Source organism: Roseomonas sp. FDAARGOS_362, from assembly GCF_002754815.1.
Taxonomy (GTDB): Bacteria; Pseudomonadota; Alphaproteobacteria; order Acetobacterales; family Acetobacteraceae; genus Roseomonas; species Roseomonas mucosa.
In genome coordinates, this window is sequence record NZ_CP024583.1 from 35810 (window position 1) to 50401 (window position 14592).

The following is a 14592-nucleotide window of genomic DNA, read 5'->3' on the forward strand; positions in this document are numbered from 1 at the left end:
GGCAATGGGCATCTACCGCGACCCGGTACGCTCCAGCCACGGCCACTTCGTAAAGGCTTCTGGCCTGCGTTGGATCAGCCTGATGCTCTTGGCACCCGTTCCCTGGGCCGGTCGGGTTTGGGCGCTGCCGTTCCTGTCCGCGCTGGCGCCCTCGGAACGGTTTTGTCGCGACCAGGGACAGCGGCACAAGAAGCTCACCGACTGGGCCCGCCAAATGATCCTGCAGACACGCCGCTGGCTTCCTGGGCGGGACATCGTGCTGGTCGGCGACAGCGGCTTTGCAGCCCTGGAACTGCTGGCTGCGCTGACCCGGCACAGGATCACCGGGGTCACGCGCCTGCGGCTCGATGCCGCGCTCTATGACCCGGCGCCACCCCGGCTGCCTGGTACCAATGGTCGGCCCCGTACCAAAGGGGCGCGGCGGCCCAACCTGGCGGAGGTGCTGGTCCGCACCGATACATGCTGGCAGCGCATGGTGGTCCCCGGCTGGTACGGTGGGGGCGAGCGTCACGTCGAGATCTGCTCGGCCACTGCTGTGTGGCGTCATGGCGGGATGCCCATCGTGCCGATCCGCTGGGTGCTGGTCCGCGATCCTCATCGCCGGTTCGAGCCGCAGGCCCTGCTGTGCACCGAGCCTGATCGAACGCCGGAGCAGATCCTGTGCTGGTTCATCCAGCGCTGGCAACTGGAGGTGACCTTCCAGGAGACCAGGGTGCATCTTGGGGTCGAGACTCAGCGACAGTGGTCGGACCTCGCCATCGCCCGCACCACGCCATGCCTGCTCGGGCTGTTCTCCCTCGTCACCCTACTGGCCGCCCAGCTCAGAACCTCAGAACGCAGAGCCGCAATGAGCAGCGCCTGGTACCGCAAGGACCGTCCGACCTTCAGTGACACCCTCGCTGCCGTGCGGCGGCACATCTGGCGTGAGCAAGGTTTCCTCACATCCCGGCACAGCGGTCACAGCATAAAACCTCGGCGAGCGCTCCAGCACGCCTGGGCTTACGCCATCTGCCACGCCGCGTGATGGCCAAAGTCGAGCTAAGGTCAGCGAACATCACCCCTCACAGAAGGTGGCCCTCGGCGGATGGATACGATGATGATCGCATCGGATGGGGTGGAATGCATGTCGGTCCTCCAGGTAGCGGGAAGCCCGAGCCTGCGCTTTGACGGGACAGGACTGTGATGGGATGGCTGTCCCTCAGGCTCCTATGAAGTCACGCATCGAAGCGGCGCCGGGCGCAGCCTGGAGGACCGGCAGATCAACGCCATGACACGAGGTCAATCGTAAGCATGGGCCAAGCCCTCCAGGTTGCTCTGATAGTCTCACAGTCGTAGCAATTTCCTTTGCTCGACATCGAGGTCAGGATGCCGTGCTTTCGGAGTTCCGCCTGGTAGTCGGCGGAGCAGTTGGCCCTGTCCCGCTGTGACGGACACCTCTGATAGGCTGAAGGGCCTGGAGGTACGGATGGCAGAGGGTAGCGGAAAGCGCCGGTTCTTTCCGGAGGCGTTCAAGCTGGAGGCGGTGGCAGCGGTCCGCGGTGGGCGGTCGGTATCGCAGGTGGCGGCCGAGTTGGGCCTACCGGACCGGCTGGTGCGCAGCTGGCTGCGCTGGGCGCCGACGGGCACGGCGGTGGGGAGCGGCGCGCCGGCGCTGGCGGTTCCGACACCACCGGCGGCGCCGGCGCGTCGCGTCGGCCCGAGCCCGGCCGAGCAGGCGGCCGAGATCGGGCGGCTGCGGCGCGAGGTCGAGCGGTTGCGCATGGAGCGCGACATCTTAAAGCGAGCGGCGCTCATCTTCGGCCAGGCGACGGACCGGAGGTGAGCTATGGCTTCATTCGCGATCACGTCGCCGTCTTTCCGGTTGCCATCCTGTGCGAGGTGCTGGGCGTGAGCCGCAGCGGCTACTACGACTGGGCTCGCCGGCCGGAGAGCAGGCAGGCGGCGGCCGACCGGGTCCTCGCAGCCGAGATCCGGGCCACGCACGCCGACAGCCGTGGCCGCTACGGCAGCCCGCGCGTGCATGCCGCGCTGCGCGCCCAAGGACGGCGGGTTGGCCGCAAGCGGGTGGCGCGGCTGATGCGCGGCATGGGGCTGTCGGCACGGCGTGGTCGCCGGTTCCGGTGCACCACCGACAGCCGGCATGCCTTCCCGGTCGCCCCCAACCTGCTCGATCGCGACTTCACGGCCGCCGCGCCCGACCGGGTCTGGCTGGCCGATCTGACCTATCTGTGGACCGCCGAGGGCTGGCTGTACTTGGCCGTGGTGCTGGACCTGTGCACGCGCCGCGTGGTCGGCTGGGCCATGGCGGACCACCTCGGCCACGAACTCGCCCTGGCCGCACTCGACATGGCGATCGCCTGCCGACGGCCCGCCCCTGGCCTCCTGCACCATGCGGATCGCGGCGTGCAATATGCCGCCCATGGCTATCGCCGCCGGCTCGCCGAGCACGGCATGCTCTGCTCGATGAGCCGCAAGGGGAACTGCTGGGACAACGCGCCGATGGAGAGCTTCTATGCCACCCTGAAGGGCGAACTCGTCGAGCAGCGCGACTACCTCACTCGCGACGAGGCCAGGGCCGACGTGTTCCAGTATCTGGAGGGCTTCTACAATCGACGCCGCCTGCATTCGGCGCTCGGCTATCTCACCCCCGAGCAGAAGGCAGCGACATTCCAAACAGCGGCATCAGCCGCGTAACAGTGTCCGTGAAAGTGGGGCAAGGCCACAGTATTGGCTGCTGCAATCGGCATGGTGGATCAGCCCTGGCGCTGGGCGAAGGATCTCGTTCTCCCGCCGCAGCCGCTTCAGTTCGGCCGCGACGTCCTTCTGCCCCGAGTGGTCGGCGCATCGATCTGCCGTTCCCGGCTCCGGCTGATCCCCTGACCAGTGTCGACAAACCAATTCCGAGGTCTTCAGCAATCTCGCGCTGACTCCGCCCGCTCGTCTGGACCAGCCGGACCGCCTCGTCCTCAAACTCCTTCGTGAACCGTCTCTGCTGCGTCATCGAGTTCCTCTTGCTTCATCAGGAACCCTCCACTTTTTCGAAGCAAGTCCAAACCGCGCCGGATTCGGAGGAGACCTCAACCTGTGAGAGGAAGAGGTTATGGGCAATCGGAAGACGGGGGCGAACTTCTCGCCCGAGATGCGGGAGCGTGCGGTCCGGCTGGTGCTGGAGGCCGGCGGCATGGCGGACTGGGACGATGAGGACGCAGGCGATCCCGACGACGGCCATGCGCCGCCCTGGGCCACACGCCGGCCCGGCCCGCACCCGCCGGCGGCCGCGCCCGATCCTGCCCGGCTGCTGCGGCCGCTGGCCCAGGCCGAGGACCTCGTCTCGCGCCTCGACGCCCGCGCCGGCGGCGGCGCCGCTTCGGAGGTGCTGCGCCAGGGTCTGCCCGCCCATCCGCACGATCTCGCCCTTCGCGCCACCAGCCTCACCGGCTCTTGGAGTGCCGCCTCCGACCTCCACCCCCTGGAGCGGGCCATGCCTACCACCTGAGGTGGAAGCGACGGCGAGACGGGCGCGGGCGCGGCCGAGCACCCAGTGGAGCAGGCGCCCGCCCTGGCCCGCCTGCTGACGTGGCTGCCGGTGTTCCGGACCGATCCACTGAATGAGGCGGAAAGGCTCGCCGCGGCGCTGCGGTTGCTGGGCGACACGGCTCGGCACGCCGCCCGCTTCACCCCGCCAGAGTGGCGCGCAGCCGCAGGTAGGTGACTGTCAGGAAGCCCAGCCCCAGGGCAGCCAGTGCAGCCATCCGGCCTGCCACGACCTCCAGCCCCGCGCCCCGGTAGAGGATGGCCTGGGCGATCGCAACGAACTGCGTCGTCGGAAGTACCTGCACGACGGACTGCAACCATGCTGGCATGCTTTCCAGCGGCGTCATGCTGCCCGAAAGCAGCATCATCAGGATGATGGCCGGCAGGGCCAACAGCCCGAACTGTCCGGTGGAGCTGGTCACGGTCGCCAGCAGCACGCCCAGTGCGGCGACCGAGACCTGGAACAGGACGGTGCACAGCACGAAGAGGAAGATGGAGCCCGCCACCGGCACGCCCAACAGGCCGCGCACCACCAGCAGCAGCGACAGCACGGCAGCACCGACGATCACCAATGCATTGGCGCCGATCTTGGCGAGCAGGATCTCCAGCGGTCCGACCGGCATGGCCAGGAGATGCTCCAAGGTTCCGTGCTCGCGCTCGCGCAGCAGGGCTGCGCCGGGCAGGATGATGGAGAGGATCAACGTGCTGTTCACGACCTGCATGACGGAGGTGAACCATTCCGGCTGGCTGTTCGGGTTGAAACGGGTGCGGATCACAAGATCCAGGGGCTCCGCCGCGCTGCCCAGCCGCTTCGCCACCTCCTGCTGCACGATCTGGCTGACATAGCTGGCGCCGTTGCCCGCCTGCGACATCGCCGTGGCATCCACATCCAGGGCAAGCGTCACCGGGTGGCCGGAAAGGAGATCCGACTCGAAGCGCGGCGGGATTTGCAGGATGAAGGTGAAACGGCCCGCATCCAGGTCCGGCCCCACCTCGGGCGCCGTGATCGGGACCGCCGGCTGGAACTGTGGAGGCAGCAGGGCCGCGGCGAGGCTGCGCGAGAGGTCCGAGCGGTCTTCGTCCAGAACCGCTATGGCGGCGTTGCGGACTTCCGTCTTCATGCCCGTGGCCACGGTATAGACCGCCACGGTAAAGGTATAGGCGACCAGGACCAGCAGGACAGGATCGGCGCGCAGCACTCGCAGTTCCTTGAGCCCCAGCCAGAGGATGTTGGTCAGGCGGCGCATGGCGTCAGGGCTCCTGCTTGCGCAGCAACAGGGTGGAGGCGGCGATGAACAACACGGCAAAGCCCGCCAGCATCAGGTGATTGTGCCATAGCTCCGAGAAGTGCAGCCCCTTGCTCATCGCCCCGACCGAGATCTGCTGGAACCAGCTGGCCGGAAAGGCCAGGCCGATACCGCGCGCCGGGCCGGTGAGGGAGGCGGTCGGCACCAGAAGGCCGGAGAAGTTCACCGCCGGCACGATGGAGAGGATGGCCGCGGCGAAGATCGCCGCCACCTGGCTGGAGACGAAAGTGGACACCAGCAGCCCGAAGCCGGTAGAGGCCAGCACATAGAGCGCGGCGCCCATGGCCAGCGCGGGGCCGGAACCCAGCACGGGCACGTCGAAGATCATCCGAGCAACGAACAGCAGCATGACGAAGCTGGTCAGGGCGACGCCGATGTAGGGGATCTGCTTGCCGATCAGGAACTCCGGCGCCGTGACCGGTGTGGCGCGGAAGTTGGCGATGGCGCCGCTCTCCTTCTCCCGCACCACCCCGACCGCGGCGAGCATGGCCGGGATCAGCATCAGCATCAGCATGATCACGCCGGGCACGATGGCGACCACGCTGCGGAAGGCCTGGTTGTAGTGGAAGCGGGGCTCCAGCGTCAGTAGCTCCGGGCTGCGCGACAGTGGCGAAAGCGCCTCCTGGTCGCGCAGCCAAGTCTGGGCCAAGCCCAGCACATAGCTGCGGGCCGTCTCCGCACGGAAGGGCATGGCACCGTCGATGGAGACCGCAACCTCGGGCCGGTCGCCGCGGCGAAGGTCGTGACCGAAGCCCGGCGGTATCTCCACCGCCAGCGCGATCCTCGCCGCCCGCAGACGCGCCTCGGCCGCCCCGGCATCCGCCAGGGGCGGCTGTTCGGAGAAATACCGGGAGCCGGCGAAGCTTTCCAGCAGGCCGCGGCTTTCCGGCGTTCGGTCCCCATCCAGCACGGCATAGGGCAGGTTCTCGACGTCGAAGGAGATGCCGAAGCCGAAGGCGATCGTCAGCAGCACCGGGCCGAGCAGGGCGAAGGCCAGCCGGACCGGGTCACGCAGCAGTTCCAGCGCCTCCCGCCAGGCGCAGGCCAGCAGGCGGCGGGGGTTGAAGAACCGGGCAAACCCGTCCTGTCGCGTGCCGGGCATGGGGGCGGGCAGGTCCCCGCCCGCCTCATCCGTCCCGGCGGCTTCCTCCAGCCAGCCGATGAAGGCTTCCTCCAGCGAGGCGGCGTGGCGCTGCGCGACCAGTTCCGCCGGCGGGCCCATGGCCAAGATGCGGCCGGCATGCTGCAGCGAGATGCGGTCGCAACGCTCCGCCTCGTTCATGAAGTGGGTGGAGATGAAGATCGTCACCTCCTGCTCGCGCGACAGGCGCAGCAAATGGCGCCAGAACAGGTCGCGCGCCACCGGATCGACGCCCGAGGTCGGCTCGTCCAGGATCAGCAGCTCCGGCTCGTGCACCATCGCGGCCGCGAGTTGGAGCCGCTGCCGCACGCCCAGCGGCAGGGATTCCGGCGCGGCGTCGGCGACGCCCTCCAGGTCGAAATCCTGCATCACCCGGGCCAGCCGCGCGGCGGCGCGGTCGCGCGGCAGGTGGAAGAGATCGGCATGCAGCTGGAGGTTCTGCCGCACCGTCAGCTCACCGTAGAGAGAGAAGGACTGGGACATGTAGCCGACATGCCGCCGCGCATCGCCGCCCGATCCGGGCCGCTGGCCGAGGATGCGCGCCTCGCCCTCGCTGGCCGGCAACAGCCCGGTCAGCATGCGCATCGTCGTGCTCTTGCCCGAGCCGTTGGAGCCCAGGAAGCCGAAGATCTCGCCGCGCCGGACGCTGAGGTTCACATGGTCAACGGCCACGAAGTCGCCGAAGCGCTTGGTCAGCCCTTTCGCCTCGATCACCGGTGCCTCGCCAGGTTTCGGCGGGGGTGGCGGCGTGATGACGACGGGCTGGTAGCCGCGCCGCCGATCCTCGGGCATCAGGGCGATGAAGGCCTCGTCCAGGGTCCGGCTGCCGGTACGCTCCAGGATCGCCGCCGGGCTTCCGGTGGCGATCACCTTCCCCGCATCCATCGCCGCCAGCCAGTCGAAGCGCTGCGCTTCGTCCATGTAGGCGGTGGCGACCAGCACGCTCATCTGTGGGCGGCGCCCGCGCAGCCGGTCGATCAGCGTCCAGAACTGCCGGCGGGAGAGCGGGTCCACCCCCGTGGTCGGCTCGTCCAGGATCAGCAGGTCGGGGTCGCGCACCAGGGCGCAGCAGAGCGAGAGCTTCTGCTTCATCCCGCCCGAGAGCTTGCCGGCGGGCCGGTCCAGGAAGCGGGAAAGGCCGGTGGCGTGGGTCAACCCCGCTATGCGCTGCTGCCGCTCCCGCGCGCCCTGACCGAAGAGGCGGGCGAAGTAGTCGATGTTCTCGGCCACCGAAAGGGTCTGGTAGAGGTTCCGCCCCAGGCCCTGTGGCATGTAGGCGATCCGCTGCCGCGCCCCGGTCAGCACCGACGGGTCGCGCAGGTCGCCGCCGAGGGCGACGATCTCCCCCTCCTGCGGCCGGCGCACGCCGGCGAGCAGGCCCAGCAGAGTGGATTTTCCCACCCCGTCCGGCCCCACCAGGCCGGCCATGACCCCGGCGGGGATCTCCAGCGTCACCCCATCCAGTGCCGCCACCTTGCCGTAATGGTGGCGGACGCCATGAAGCGACGCGACGGGCGCGGCGGTCATGGCAGGCGGACCTGCAGTCGCTCCGGCCAGGGTTGCGTTGTGTCGAGCCGGACGAAGCCCAAGCCACGCACGCCGGTCTTCACCTGCTCGATATGCGCCTGCAGCAACGATGCCGGCAGGCGCAGCTTCACGCGGAACATGAGGTTCCCCCTCTCCTGCGACGTCTCGACCTGGCGCGGTGTGAACTGCGCCTCCGGGGCCACGAAGCTGACGGTCGCAGGCAGAACGTATTGTGGCACGGGGTCGAGGATGAGTCGGGCCTCCGCCCCGTAGGCCAAGCGCCCAGCCTGCTCGGCGGGAAGGAAGACGATCATGGAGACGTCGCTCGGGTCGATCAGGGTCGCGACACGCCCCCCGGCCGCCACGACCTCTCCGCTGCGGAGGAGGCGATAGAGGACCCGGCCGGCGCGCGGCGCGGTCAGCACGGTGTCATCCAGCAGGGTGCGGACCTGGGCGGCGTTGGCCTGGGCGGCGGCGAGGGTGGCATCGGCCCGGCGCCTGCCCGCCGCGGCGGCGGTGACCGTCGCCTCGGCGACCTGCAGCGTGGAGCGGCGCTGGTCGAGTTGCTCGGTCGGTGCATAGCCGCCCCGGGCGAGTTCCTGGGTGCGGGTGAGTTCGGTCTGCGCGAGCCGGCGGCTGCTGGCGGCCCTCGCCTGCTCCGCCTCGGCCGTGGCGATGGCCTGCTGCGCCTCGGCGACCTGCGCCTCGGCGGCGCGGAGCTGAGCCTGCAGGGTGGAATCGTCCAGCCGTGCGATCACCGCGCCGGGCGCCACCATCTGCCCTTCCTCGACTGTTACTTCCACCACGCGGCCGGCGATCTTGCTGGCAATGTCGAACTGCTCCGCCTCGATGCGGCCATTGGTGGAAACGACGTAGGCGGGCAGGGCAGGCTCCCGGCCGTGGAGCCTCCAGGCGACGTAGCCACCGGCCACGACGGCGACGACCGCCGCCAAGCCGAGCACAGGCTTCCACGAAACCTTCATCGAACTTCTATCCTTCCCGGTCGCCATGCCTAAGCCGGATCGCGGTCCGGCGCCATGATCGGCAACTCCGGAATGCATTGCCTGTCAGGCCACTGACAAGCCCCGGACGGTTCACCAAGGTGGGCAGTCCGTGGGAGAAAGCGCAGCAGTCAGCTCTCTCCGTCACAACAAGATTTCCATTTCGGAACAGACGGCACTGGCCCAGATTTGGTCACAGCGTAGATCCGCAAAGTCGCGAAGCAGGTTTCAGGCCCGGCTTCGCGTGATCATCCTACAAGCGATCGCAGCGCGACCTCCAGTGTGATCGAGACGCCGTCAGCCTTCCAGTCTCGATGAAGGCTGCCTTGAACGCCGCTTACGGCGGCTTGTTCCAGGGTGGTACCGAAGCCTTCACGCCGCGTCTCCGGAGAAGAATGCGGGGCGTTCGACTCCTGCCAGATCATGCGCAAGGTTCCATTCTCGACGGCCAGATCGATCGATAACCGGCCGCCGGAACCGGACAGCGCGCCGTATTTCGCGGCATTGGTGGCCAGTTCGTGCAGTAGCAAGGCGATCGAGGTCAGCGCCTTTCCAACAAGTGGCGCGTCGCATCCCCTGATGGCAATGCGCGGCCTGTCGTCCGCAACGTGAGGAGCAAGGATTGCCTGAAGCAATGCGACGAAGGTCGTGGCAGGCTCAGCGGCAGCGTTGTCATCGGGCATGGTCAATGCATGTGCCCGCGCCAGTGCCTGGAGGCGGGACCGAAAATCGGCCGCGAACACTGCACTTCCTGCGGAGGCTTTGGCGCTGAGCGTGACGAGTCCGGCGGTCAGGGTGAAGAGATTCTTGGCCTTGCCCCACTTTCACGGACACTGTTACGCGGCTGATGCCGCTGTTTGGAATGTCGCTGCCTTCTGCTCGGGGGTGAGATAGCCGAGCGCCGAATGCAGGCGGCGTCGATTGTAGAAGCCCTCCAGATACTGGAACACGTCGGCCCTGGCCTCGTCGCGAGTGAGGTAGTCGCGCTGCTCGACGAGTTCGCCCTTCAGGGTGGCATAGAAGCTCTCCATCGGCGCGTTGTCCCAGCAGTTCCCCTTGCGGCTCATCGAGCAGAGCATGCCGTGCTCGGCGAGCCGGCGGCGATAGCCATGGGCGGCATATTGCACGCCGCGATCCGCATGGTGCAGGAGGCCAGGGGCGGGCCGTCGGCAGGCGATCGCCATGTCGAGTGCGGCCAGGGCGAGTTCGTGGCCGAGGTGGTCCGCCATGGCCCAGCCGACCACGCGGCGCGTGCACAGGTCCAGCACCACGGCCAAGTACAGCCAGCCCTCGGCGGTCCACAGATAGGTCAGATCGGCCAGCCAGACCCGGTCGGGCGCGGCGGCCGTGAAGTCGCGATCGAGCAGGTTGGGGGCGACCGGGAAGGCATGCCGGCTGTCGGTGGTGCACCGGAACCGGCGACCACGCCGTGCCGACAGCCCCATGCCGCGCATCAGCCGCGCCACCCGCTTGCGGCCAACCCGCCGTCCTTGGGCGCGCAGCGCGGCATGCACGCGCGGGCTGCCGTAGCGGCCACGGCTGTCGGCGTGCGTGGCCCGGATCTCGGCTGCGAGGACCCGGTCGGCCGCCGCCTGCCTGCTCTCCGGCCGGCGAGCCCAGTCGTAGTAGCCGCTGCGGCTCACGCCCAGCACCTCGCACAGGATGGCAACCGGAAAGACGGCGACGTGATCGCGAATGAAGCCATAGCTCACCTCCGGTCCGTCGCCTGGCCGAAGATGAGCGCCGCTCGCTTTAAGATGTCGCGCTCCATGCGCAACCGCTCGACCTCGCGCCGCAGCCGCCCGATCTCGGCCGCCTGCTCGGCCGGGCTCGGGCCGACGCGACGCGCCGGCGCCGCCGGTGGTGTCGGAACCGCCAGCGCCGGCGCGCCGCTCCCCACCGCCGTGCCCGTCGGCGCCCAGCGCAGCCAGCTGCGCACCAGCCGGTCCGGTAGGCCCAACTCGGCCGCCACCTGCGATACCGACCGCCCACCGCGGACCGCTGCCACCGCCTCCAGCTTGAACGCCTCCGGAAAGAACCGGCGCTTTCCGCTACCCTCTGCCATCCGTACCTCCAGGCCCTTCAGCCTATCAGAGGTGTCCGTCACAGCGGGACAGGGCCAGTCAGTATCCCGTAGAATTTCTGCGACCGAGAGACCTGCCGGAAGGAGCGGCAAAAGCTGACGAGACAAGGACGGAGATCACGCCTCCAGACTGTCCCACCTATATGGTTATTGGCTGCCTTCTACTCCACCCGGTTGCACCAAAAGTGCGGAAGAGCCCGGACCCAGTGATCACGATCGAACGGAAGCGCTGATCACAATCCACCGGATTACGCACCGAAGGGCCATCGTCTCGTCGGTCATCGTGGTCGGTCCAAGGTTTGGGGTTGTCGGTCTCAGCAACCCAACCCTGCCATGAACCACCGCGGTGACCGCCTCAGGTTCGACGATCAGTTCCTACACCACCTACCGGGACGCGACCACGACCTTCTGCAGTCCGGCCTCGGGATGGGAGAAGCGACATGGCCAGGAGAGCCGCGCCGCCATGGCTATCGTGCAGGCAGGCGGGCGAGACGGCGGCGAGTAGGAGCCGACCATCGGTGTCCACCAGGGCGTGGCGCCTGCGCCCGCTCACCTTCTTCCCACCATCGTAGCCGCGGACACCTTTCACGCCGACACCGCCCGAGCGGACGGATTGGGCGTCCAACACCGCCGCTGTCGGTGAGGCCTCTCGGCCGACCCGCTCGCGGCCGGCCATGATGAGGGCGTGCGCCAGTCGCTCGAAGGTGCCCCGGCGCGAGAGGCGCAGGAACCAACGGTGCACGGTCCCGGGCGGTGGGAAGTCGCGGGGCAGATGCGCCCAGGCGCAGCCGGTACGGAGCACGTAGAGGATCGCATCGACCACCCGCCGCATCGGCCAGGACCGGGGTCGTCCGGTCCTTGCAGGGCTTGGCAAGAAGGGCTCGACCAGGGTCCACTCGGCATCGGTCAGGCACGTTGCATAAGGCTGGGAGCTGCGCGCGGGCGGCAGGGGTCCACATGGGCCACCTCGAAGGACGTCAGACACCCTCCGAACGCGCAGAACCCCCGCCGCTCAACTCATTTCAGCCGTTATGAAGCGGGCTCTGAGTTTGCGCTAACTGTGCCGATGCCTCCAGGGCGGCCTTCGGGTTGCCCTTTTTTGTTACCCAAGCCCTAGCCTGGCCATCTCTACCTTAGGTATCGCGGGCGGGGAGGGGTGCAGCACCAAGCCCTCCATCTCGATATCGACCCTGGCCTCTGGATAGACCGCCATCGCCAGGGTGAGCGCGTCGTTGAAGGTGGGCTTGAAGTGTTTCACCTGAGCAAAGCCTCCCCCGAACTGGTTGTGCAGGGAGAGCCAGGAGATCGGCGTTGGCTTGCTCAGCACATGCAGCCGGTAGGCGAGCCAGATATAGATGTCGATCGCCATTGACTTTGTGCCGATGATGCGCAGAGCCTCCTCCCGCACCGGCACGGGATGATCGCGCAGAGAGCGGAGGAAGTTGTCGTCCAGCTTCACTTTCTCCTGCCACAGAGACCCCTGCCCTGTGGTGTCGAGGGGGCCTAGCGACATGCCGCCGCTGACGAAGGCGCCGTTCTCGAACGCCCTTACCCCCGGCTTCTGCACGAAGAATGTCAGACGGCAGGCTGAGATGCGTCGGGCCTGTTCCGCCACCAGCTTGTAGTTCTTGCCGCCCGTGGCGATCCCCATGCGCCCCATCCAGGCGCTCATGGAGCGACCGAGCTCCACTTCTCCGCAGCCTGTCCGGATGGCCTCGGTCTGCAGGTAGAGGAGGATCATGCGGGCGATGGAGCCGTAGGGGACGCCGACCGGCGCGCCGCCCTTCCCCAGACCCGAAGAGACCTGCAGGGTGACGTGAGGGCCACCGCTTCGCTCCCAGAACGTCTCCTCGATGCGCTTGTGCGGCAGGGCGGTCATCGCGAACCCGGCATGCGTGATACCCAGCCTGCAGTCTTCCTCGGCCAGAATCTCGGCTGCGGCCTCCACCACTTGGCGCTCGGCCTTGGTAGTGACCATTGTCCTGGCGGTGTCCACGCCATACTGAGCGATCAGGCTGTGCATCTTGCCCATGAGCCCCTCTATGGCAGGAAGTATCCATAACGAAAGATCGGACTCTACCGACCGGGCTATTTGAAAGGTATTTGATTCTAACTATTAGATTCGTCGGCAGAGTCCGGTGGATAAGTCGAGTCTGGTCGGTAGAGTCCGACAAGCAGGTCGGTAGAGTCCGATACCCGATAGCCTCTTCCTGTGGGCGACTCGATCCGGTCGGTAGAGTCCGACCCTCCCCCCTGCAAATCCATAGCGAATCCATGGTCTGGACCGTCACAAGCTCCGAAAACATCGGACTCTACCGACCGAACCCTCCCAGTATCGGACTCTACCGACCGCTGCATGCATTATGCAGTGTTGTGCAGGCGTGTCAGTTCCTGCTCAATCTCCAACAGGCGCCCCTCCAGCTTGGCCTTTTCCTGAAGCAGAAGTGCCTTGAGGCTCGGCTGTGCCGCTGGCGCCTGACGGGATTTGCGCCAGGCTATCAGCTCGGCTCGCCGTAGATCCGGCCGCAGCAGCCCTTCCTCCTTGGCGGCACTGAGCGTTCCCGCGTCGAGCGTGCTCAGTAGGTAGATCGTGGAGTAGGACCCGGGAAGCTGGCTGATCTGCACCTCGCGGCTTTGCTCCATACCCAGGGCCCATTGGGCCGCCTCGCGAAGCTGGTAGGCCGTGCGCGTGGAGAACGGCAGCTTGCTCTGCACCATCGCTTCGTATTCGCCGTAGGGCAGCATCTCCTTGGCGTTGATGAGGAGACGGCCGATGGAGAGGAAGCTGTCGTGCGCCGACTTCCACAGGCGCTCGATCTCGTTCACGAACTGGTCGGTGTCTTGGGGAGCGATCCTGGCGAACTCCAGGGCCTGAACCCTTGAATCCCCCTCGATCAGAACAGGGACGGGTGCCTCGTCCAGAGTAAGACGGCGCTTGCTCATGCGACCTCCTTATGGCCCCAGACGCGGTTCTGGATGTAGCTCCAGATCGCCTTGATCTCGTCGGCGCCGACATGATTGGGCACATCTACCAGACCGAGGCCCTTGGCACCGGCCCTGGCATAGTCGGTGCGATCGGCAACCTCGACGGGGCACAGGTCGCCAGCCTTTATCAGGTAGTTCTTCACCGCGTTCACGTTGGCCCGCGGCTTGATGAAGTTCAAGACGATGACGTGGGGCCGCCCACGATCCCGCAGTAGGGACACAAAAGGCGCCACGCTCTCTGCATCGTCGAATGTGGCGCGCGAGGGCACGACCACCAAGTCCGCGGCCTGCAGCAGAGCGTGGAATGCCTTGGGCTGGGTCTCGATGCTGGGAGGCGTGTCCATGATCAGAACCTCGTAGCCGCTCAGTTCATCGTCATCCAGCAGCGCATCCGCGGTATCCCAGGCCACCTTGAAATGTGGGATCGCTGGGGAGTTCTTGGGCCGACGACGCGACCAGATGGTGAGGGTGGCCTGGGGGTCGAGATCCGCGGTTGCAACCTTCAGACCTTCGCAAGCAGCCGCGGCAGCGAGATTGCGGGCCATCATGGTCTTGCCACTGCCGCCTTTGGGCGAGGCGACCAAAATACGTTTCAAGACACCGCCCCCTAACTTGAGAAGCGACGGTTATCATAGGTCCGCGGAGATTGGCGAGAGTGTCGGGATCACTGGCCGGTCAGTGATCTCGGCCTATGACATGGATCAGGCGAAAATGAAGTCGCTCGCCTGCACCGTCGTGTCGTGAACCACGATGATCGCCCCGTCCCCCAGGTCGATCGAGGTTGCCTTGGCATCATAGTTGCCGATCAGCGAGCCCTTAGCTCGACTCGTATGAGGCGTGTTGGCAAGCGGCGTTGTCAGCTTCGTCGTCGTTCGGGCGGGGGGTGAGCCGGGCAAAGGCAGCGAGAAGCCCGCTGCGACACTCGTATCCGGCGGAACTGTCGTTCCCACCAAGATGCCTCATTCAGGGCAGGCCGGCTCGGGGTGGTGGGACCCATCTTTGGCGACGGCTTGT

At 67.2% G+C, this 14592-nt stretch carries 12 protein-coding genes and 2 pseudogenes; 3 read left to right on the forward strand and 11 right to left on the reverse strand.

The genetic code is table 11. From position 1 onward, the window contains the following. The first annotated feature begins 4 nt into the window (after positions 1 to 4). Positions 5 to 1024, forward strand: coding sequence for a transposase (locus tag CTJ15_RS01940; RefSeq protein WP_099780949.1), 1020 nt, complete (start codon positions 5 to 7; stop codon positions 1022 to 1024). A gap of 441 nt (positions 1025 to 1465) precedes the next feature. Continuing rightward, a protein-coding gene (locus CTJ15_RS01945; RefSeq protein ID WP_226945907.1) for an IS3 family transposase occupies positions 1466 to 2694 on the forward strand; the annotation gives its coding sequence in 2 pieces (ribosomal slippage) (positions 1466 to 1781 and positions 1781 to 2694; 1230 coding nt in all). Between the two features lie 48 nt (positions 2695 to 2742). Here the strand turns inward: CTJ15_RS01945 and CTJ15_RS24535 are convergent. After that, positions 2743 to 3001 (reverse strand): annotated as a pseudogene (locus CTJ15_RS24535) (transposase); the annotation flags it as partial. A gap of 99 nt (positions 3002 to 3100) precedes the next feature. Between CTJ15_RS24535 and CTJ15_RS01950 the strand changes: the two are divergent. Next, positions 3101 to 3496 (forward strand): hypothetical protein, encoded by a 396-nt coding sequence (locus tag CTJ15_RS01950; RefSeq protein WP_027297481.1) that lies wholly within the window; start codon positions 3101 to 3103, stop codon positions 3494 to 3496. 178 nt (positions 3497 to 3674) lie between these two features. Here the strand turns inward: CTJ15_RS01950 and CTJ15_RS01955 are convergent, their stop codons facing one another. From CTJ15_RS01955 to CTJ15_RS02000, 10 genes and pseudogenes are all read right to left on the reverse strand, one after another. Further along, positions 3675 to 4781: an ABC transporter permease gene (locus CTJ15_RS01955; protein ID WP_099780950.1), complete on the reverse strand. Its 1107-nt coding sequence runs from the start codon at positions 4779 to 4781 to the stop codon at positions 3675 to 3677. A 4-nt stretch (positions 4782 to 4785) separates the two neighbouring features. Continuing rightward, a complete protein-coding gene (gene rbbA / locus CTJ15_RS01960; RefSeq protein ID WP_099780951.1) occupies positions 4786 to 7509 on the reverse strand; it encodes a ribosome-associated ATPase/putative transporter RbbA in 2724 nt (907 codons plus the stop codon). Continuing rightward, a complete protein-coding gene (locus CTJ15_RS01965; RefSeq protein WP_099780952.1) occupies positions 7506 to 8492 on the reverse strand; it encodes an HlyD family secretion protein in 987 nt (328 codons plus the stop codon). The genes rbbA and CTJ15_RS01965 overlap by 4 nt, the downstream gene beginning before the upstream one ends. Before the next feature lie 266 nt (positions 8493 to 8758). Beyond that, the gene (locus CTJ15_RS01970; RefSeq protein ID WP_226945914.1) at positions 8759 to 9304 is read right to left on the reverse strand and encodes an HWE histidine kinase domain-containing protein; all 546 of its coding nucleotides are present in this window, start codon (positions 9302 to 9304) and stop codon (positions 8759 to 8761) included. 42 nt (positions 9305 to 9346) lie between these two features. Next, a protein-coding gene (locus tag CTJ15_RS01975; RefSeq protein ID WP_226945907.1) for an IS3 family transposase occupies positions 9347 to 10575 on the reverse strand; the annotation gives its coding sequence in 2 pieces (ribosomal slippage) (positions 9347 to 10260 and positions 10260 to 10575; 1230 coding nt in all). 454 nt (positions 10576 to 11029) lie between these two features. After that, positions 11030 to 11552 (reverse strand): annotated as a pseudogene (locus CTJ15_RS01980) (IS5 family transposase); the annotation flags it as partial. A gap of 143 nt (positions 11553 to 11695) precedes the next feature. Further along, on the reverse strand, positions 11696 to 12625 hold the full coding sequence (locus tag CTJ15_RS01985) for a replication protein RepA (RefSeq protein ID WP_027297450.1): 930 nt from the start codon (positions 12623 to 12625) through the stop codon (positions 11696 to 11698). 329 nt (positions 12626 to 12954) lie between these two features. Beyond that, on the reverse strand, positions 12955 to 13536 hold the full coding sequence (locus CTJ15_RS01990) for a DUF3102 domain-containing protein (RefSeq protein ID WP_051544358.1): 582 nt from the start codon (positions 13534 to 13536) through the stop codon (positions 12955 to 12957). Further along, the gene (locus CTJ15_RS01995) at positions 13533 to 14174 is read right to left on the reverse strand and encodes a ParA family protein (RefSeq protein WP_126281737.1); all 642 of its coding nucleotides are present in this window, start codon (positions 14172 to 14174) and stop codon (positions 13533 to 13535) included. The genes CTJ15_RS01990 and CTJ15_RS01995 overlap by 4 nt, the downstream gene beginning before the upstream one ends. A gap of 105 nt (positions 14175 to 14279) precedes the next feature. After that, the gene (locus CTJ15_RS02000) at positions 14280 to 14531 is read right to left on the reverse strand and encodes a hypothetical protein (protein ID WP_126281738.1); all 252 of its coding nucleotides are present in this window, start codon (positions 14529 to 14531) and stop codon (positions 14280 to 14282) included. Positions 14532 to 14592 lie beyond the last annotated feature (61 nt).

Bases quoted from the DNA above. Each gene is read 5' to 3' on its own strand.
- CTJ15_RS01940 (WP_099780949.1), top strand. From the start codon at position 5: ATGGGCATCTACCGCGACCCGGTACGCTCCAGCCACGGCCACTTCGTA.
- CTJ15_RS01950 (WP_027297481.1), top strand. From the start codon at position 3,101: ATGGGCAATCGGAAGACGGGGGCGAACTTCTCGCCCGAGATGCGGGAG.
- CTJ15_RS01955 (WP_099780950.1), bottom strand. From the start codon at position 4,781: ATGCGCCGCCTGACCAACATCCTCTGGCTGGGGCTCAAGGAACTGCGA.
- rbbA (WP_099780951.1), bottom strand. From the start codon at position 7,509: ATGACCGCCGCGCCCGTCGCGTCGCTTCATGGCGTCCGCCACCATTAC.
- CTJ15_RS01965 (WP_099780952.1), bottom strand. From the start codon at position 8,492: ATGAAGGTTTCGTGGAAGCCTGTGCTCGGCTTGGCGGCGGTCGTCGCC.
- CTJ15_RS01985 (WP_027297450.1), bottom strand. From the start codon at position 12,625: ATGGGCAAGATGCACAGCCTGATCGCTCAGTATGGCGTGGACACCGCC.
- CTJ15_RS01990 (WP_051544358.1), bottom strand. From the start codon at position 13,536: ATGAGCAAGCGCCGTCTTACTCTGGACGAGGCACCCGTCCCTGTTCTG.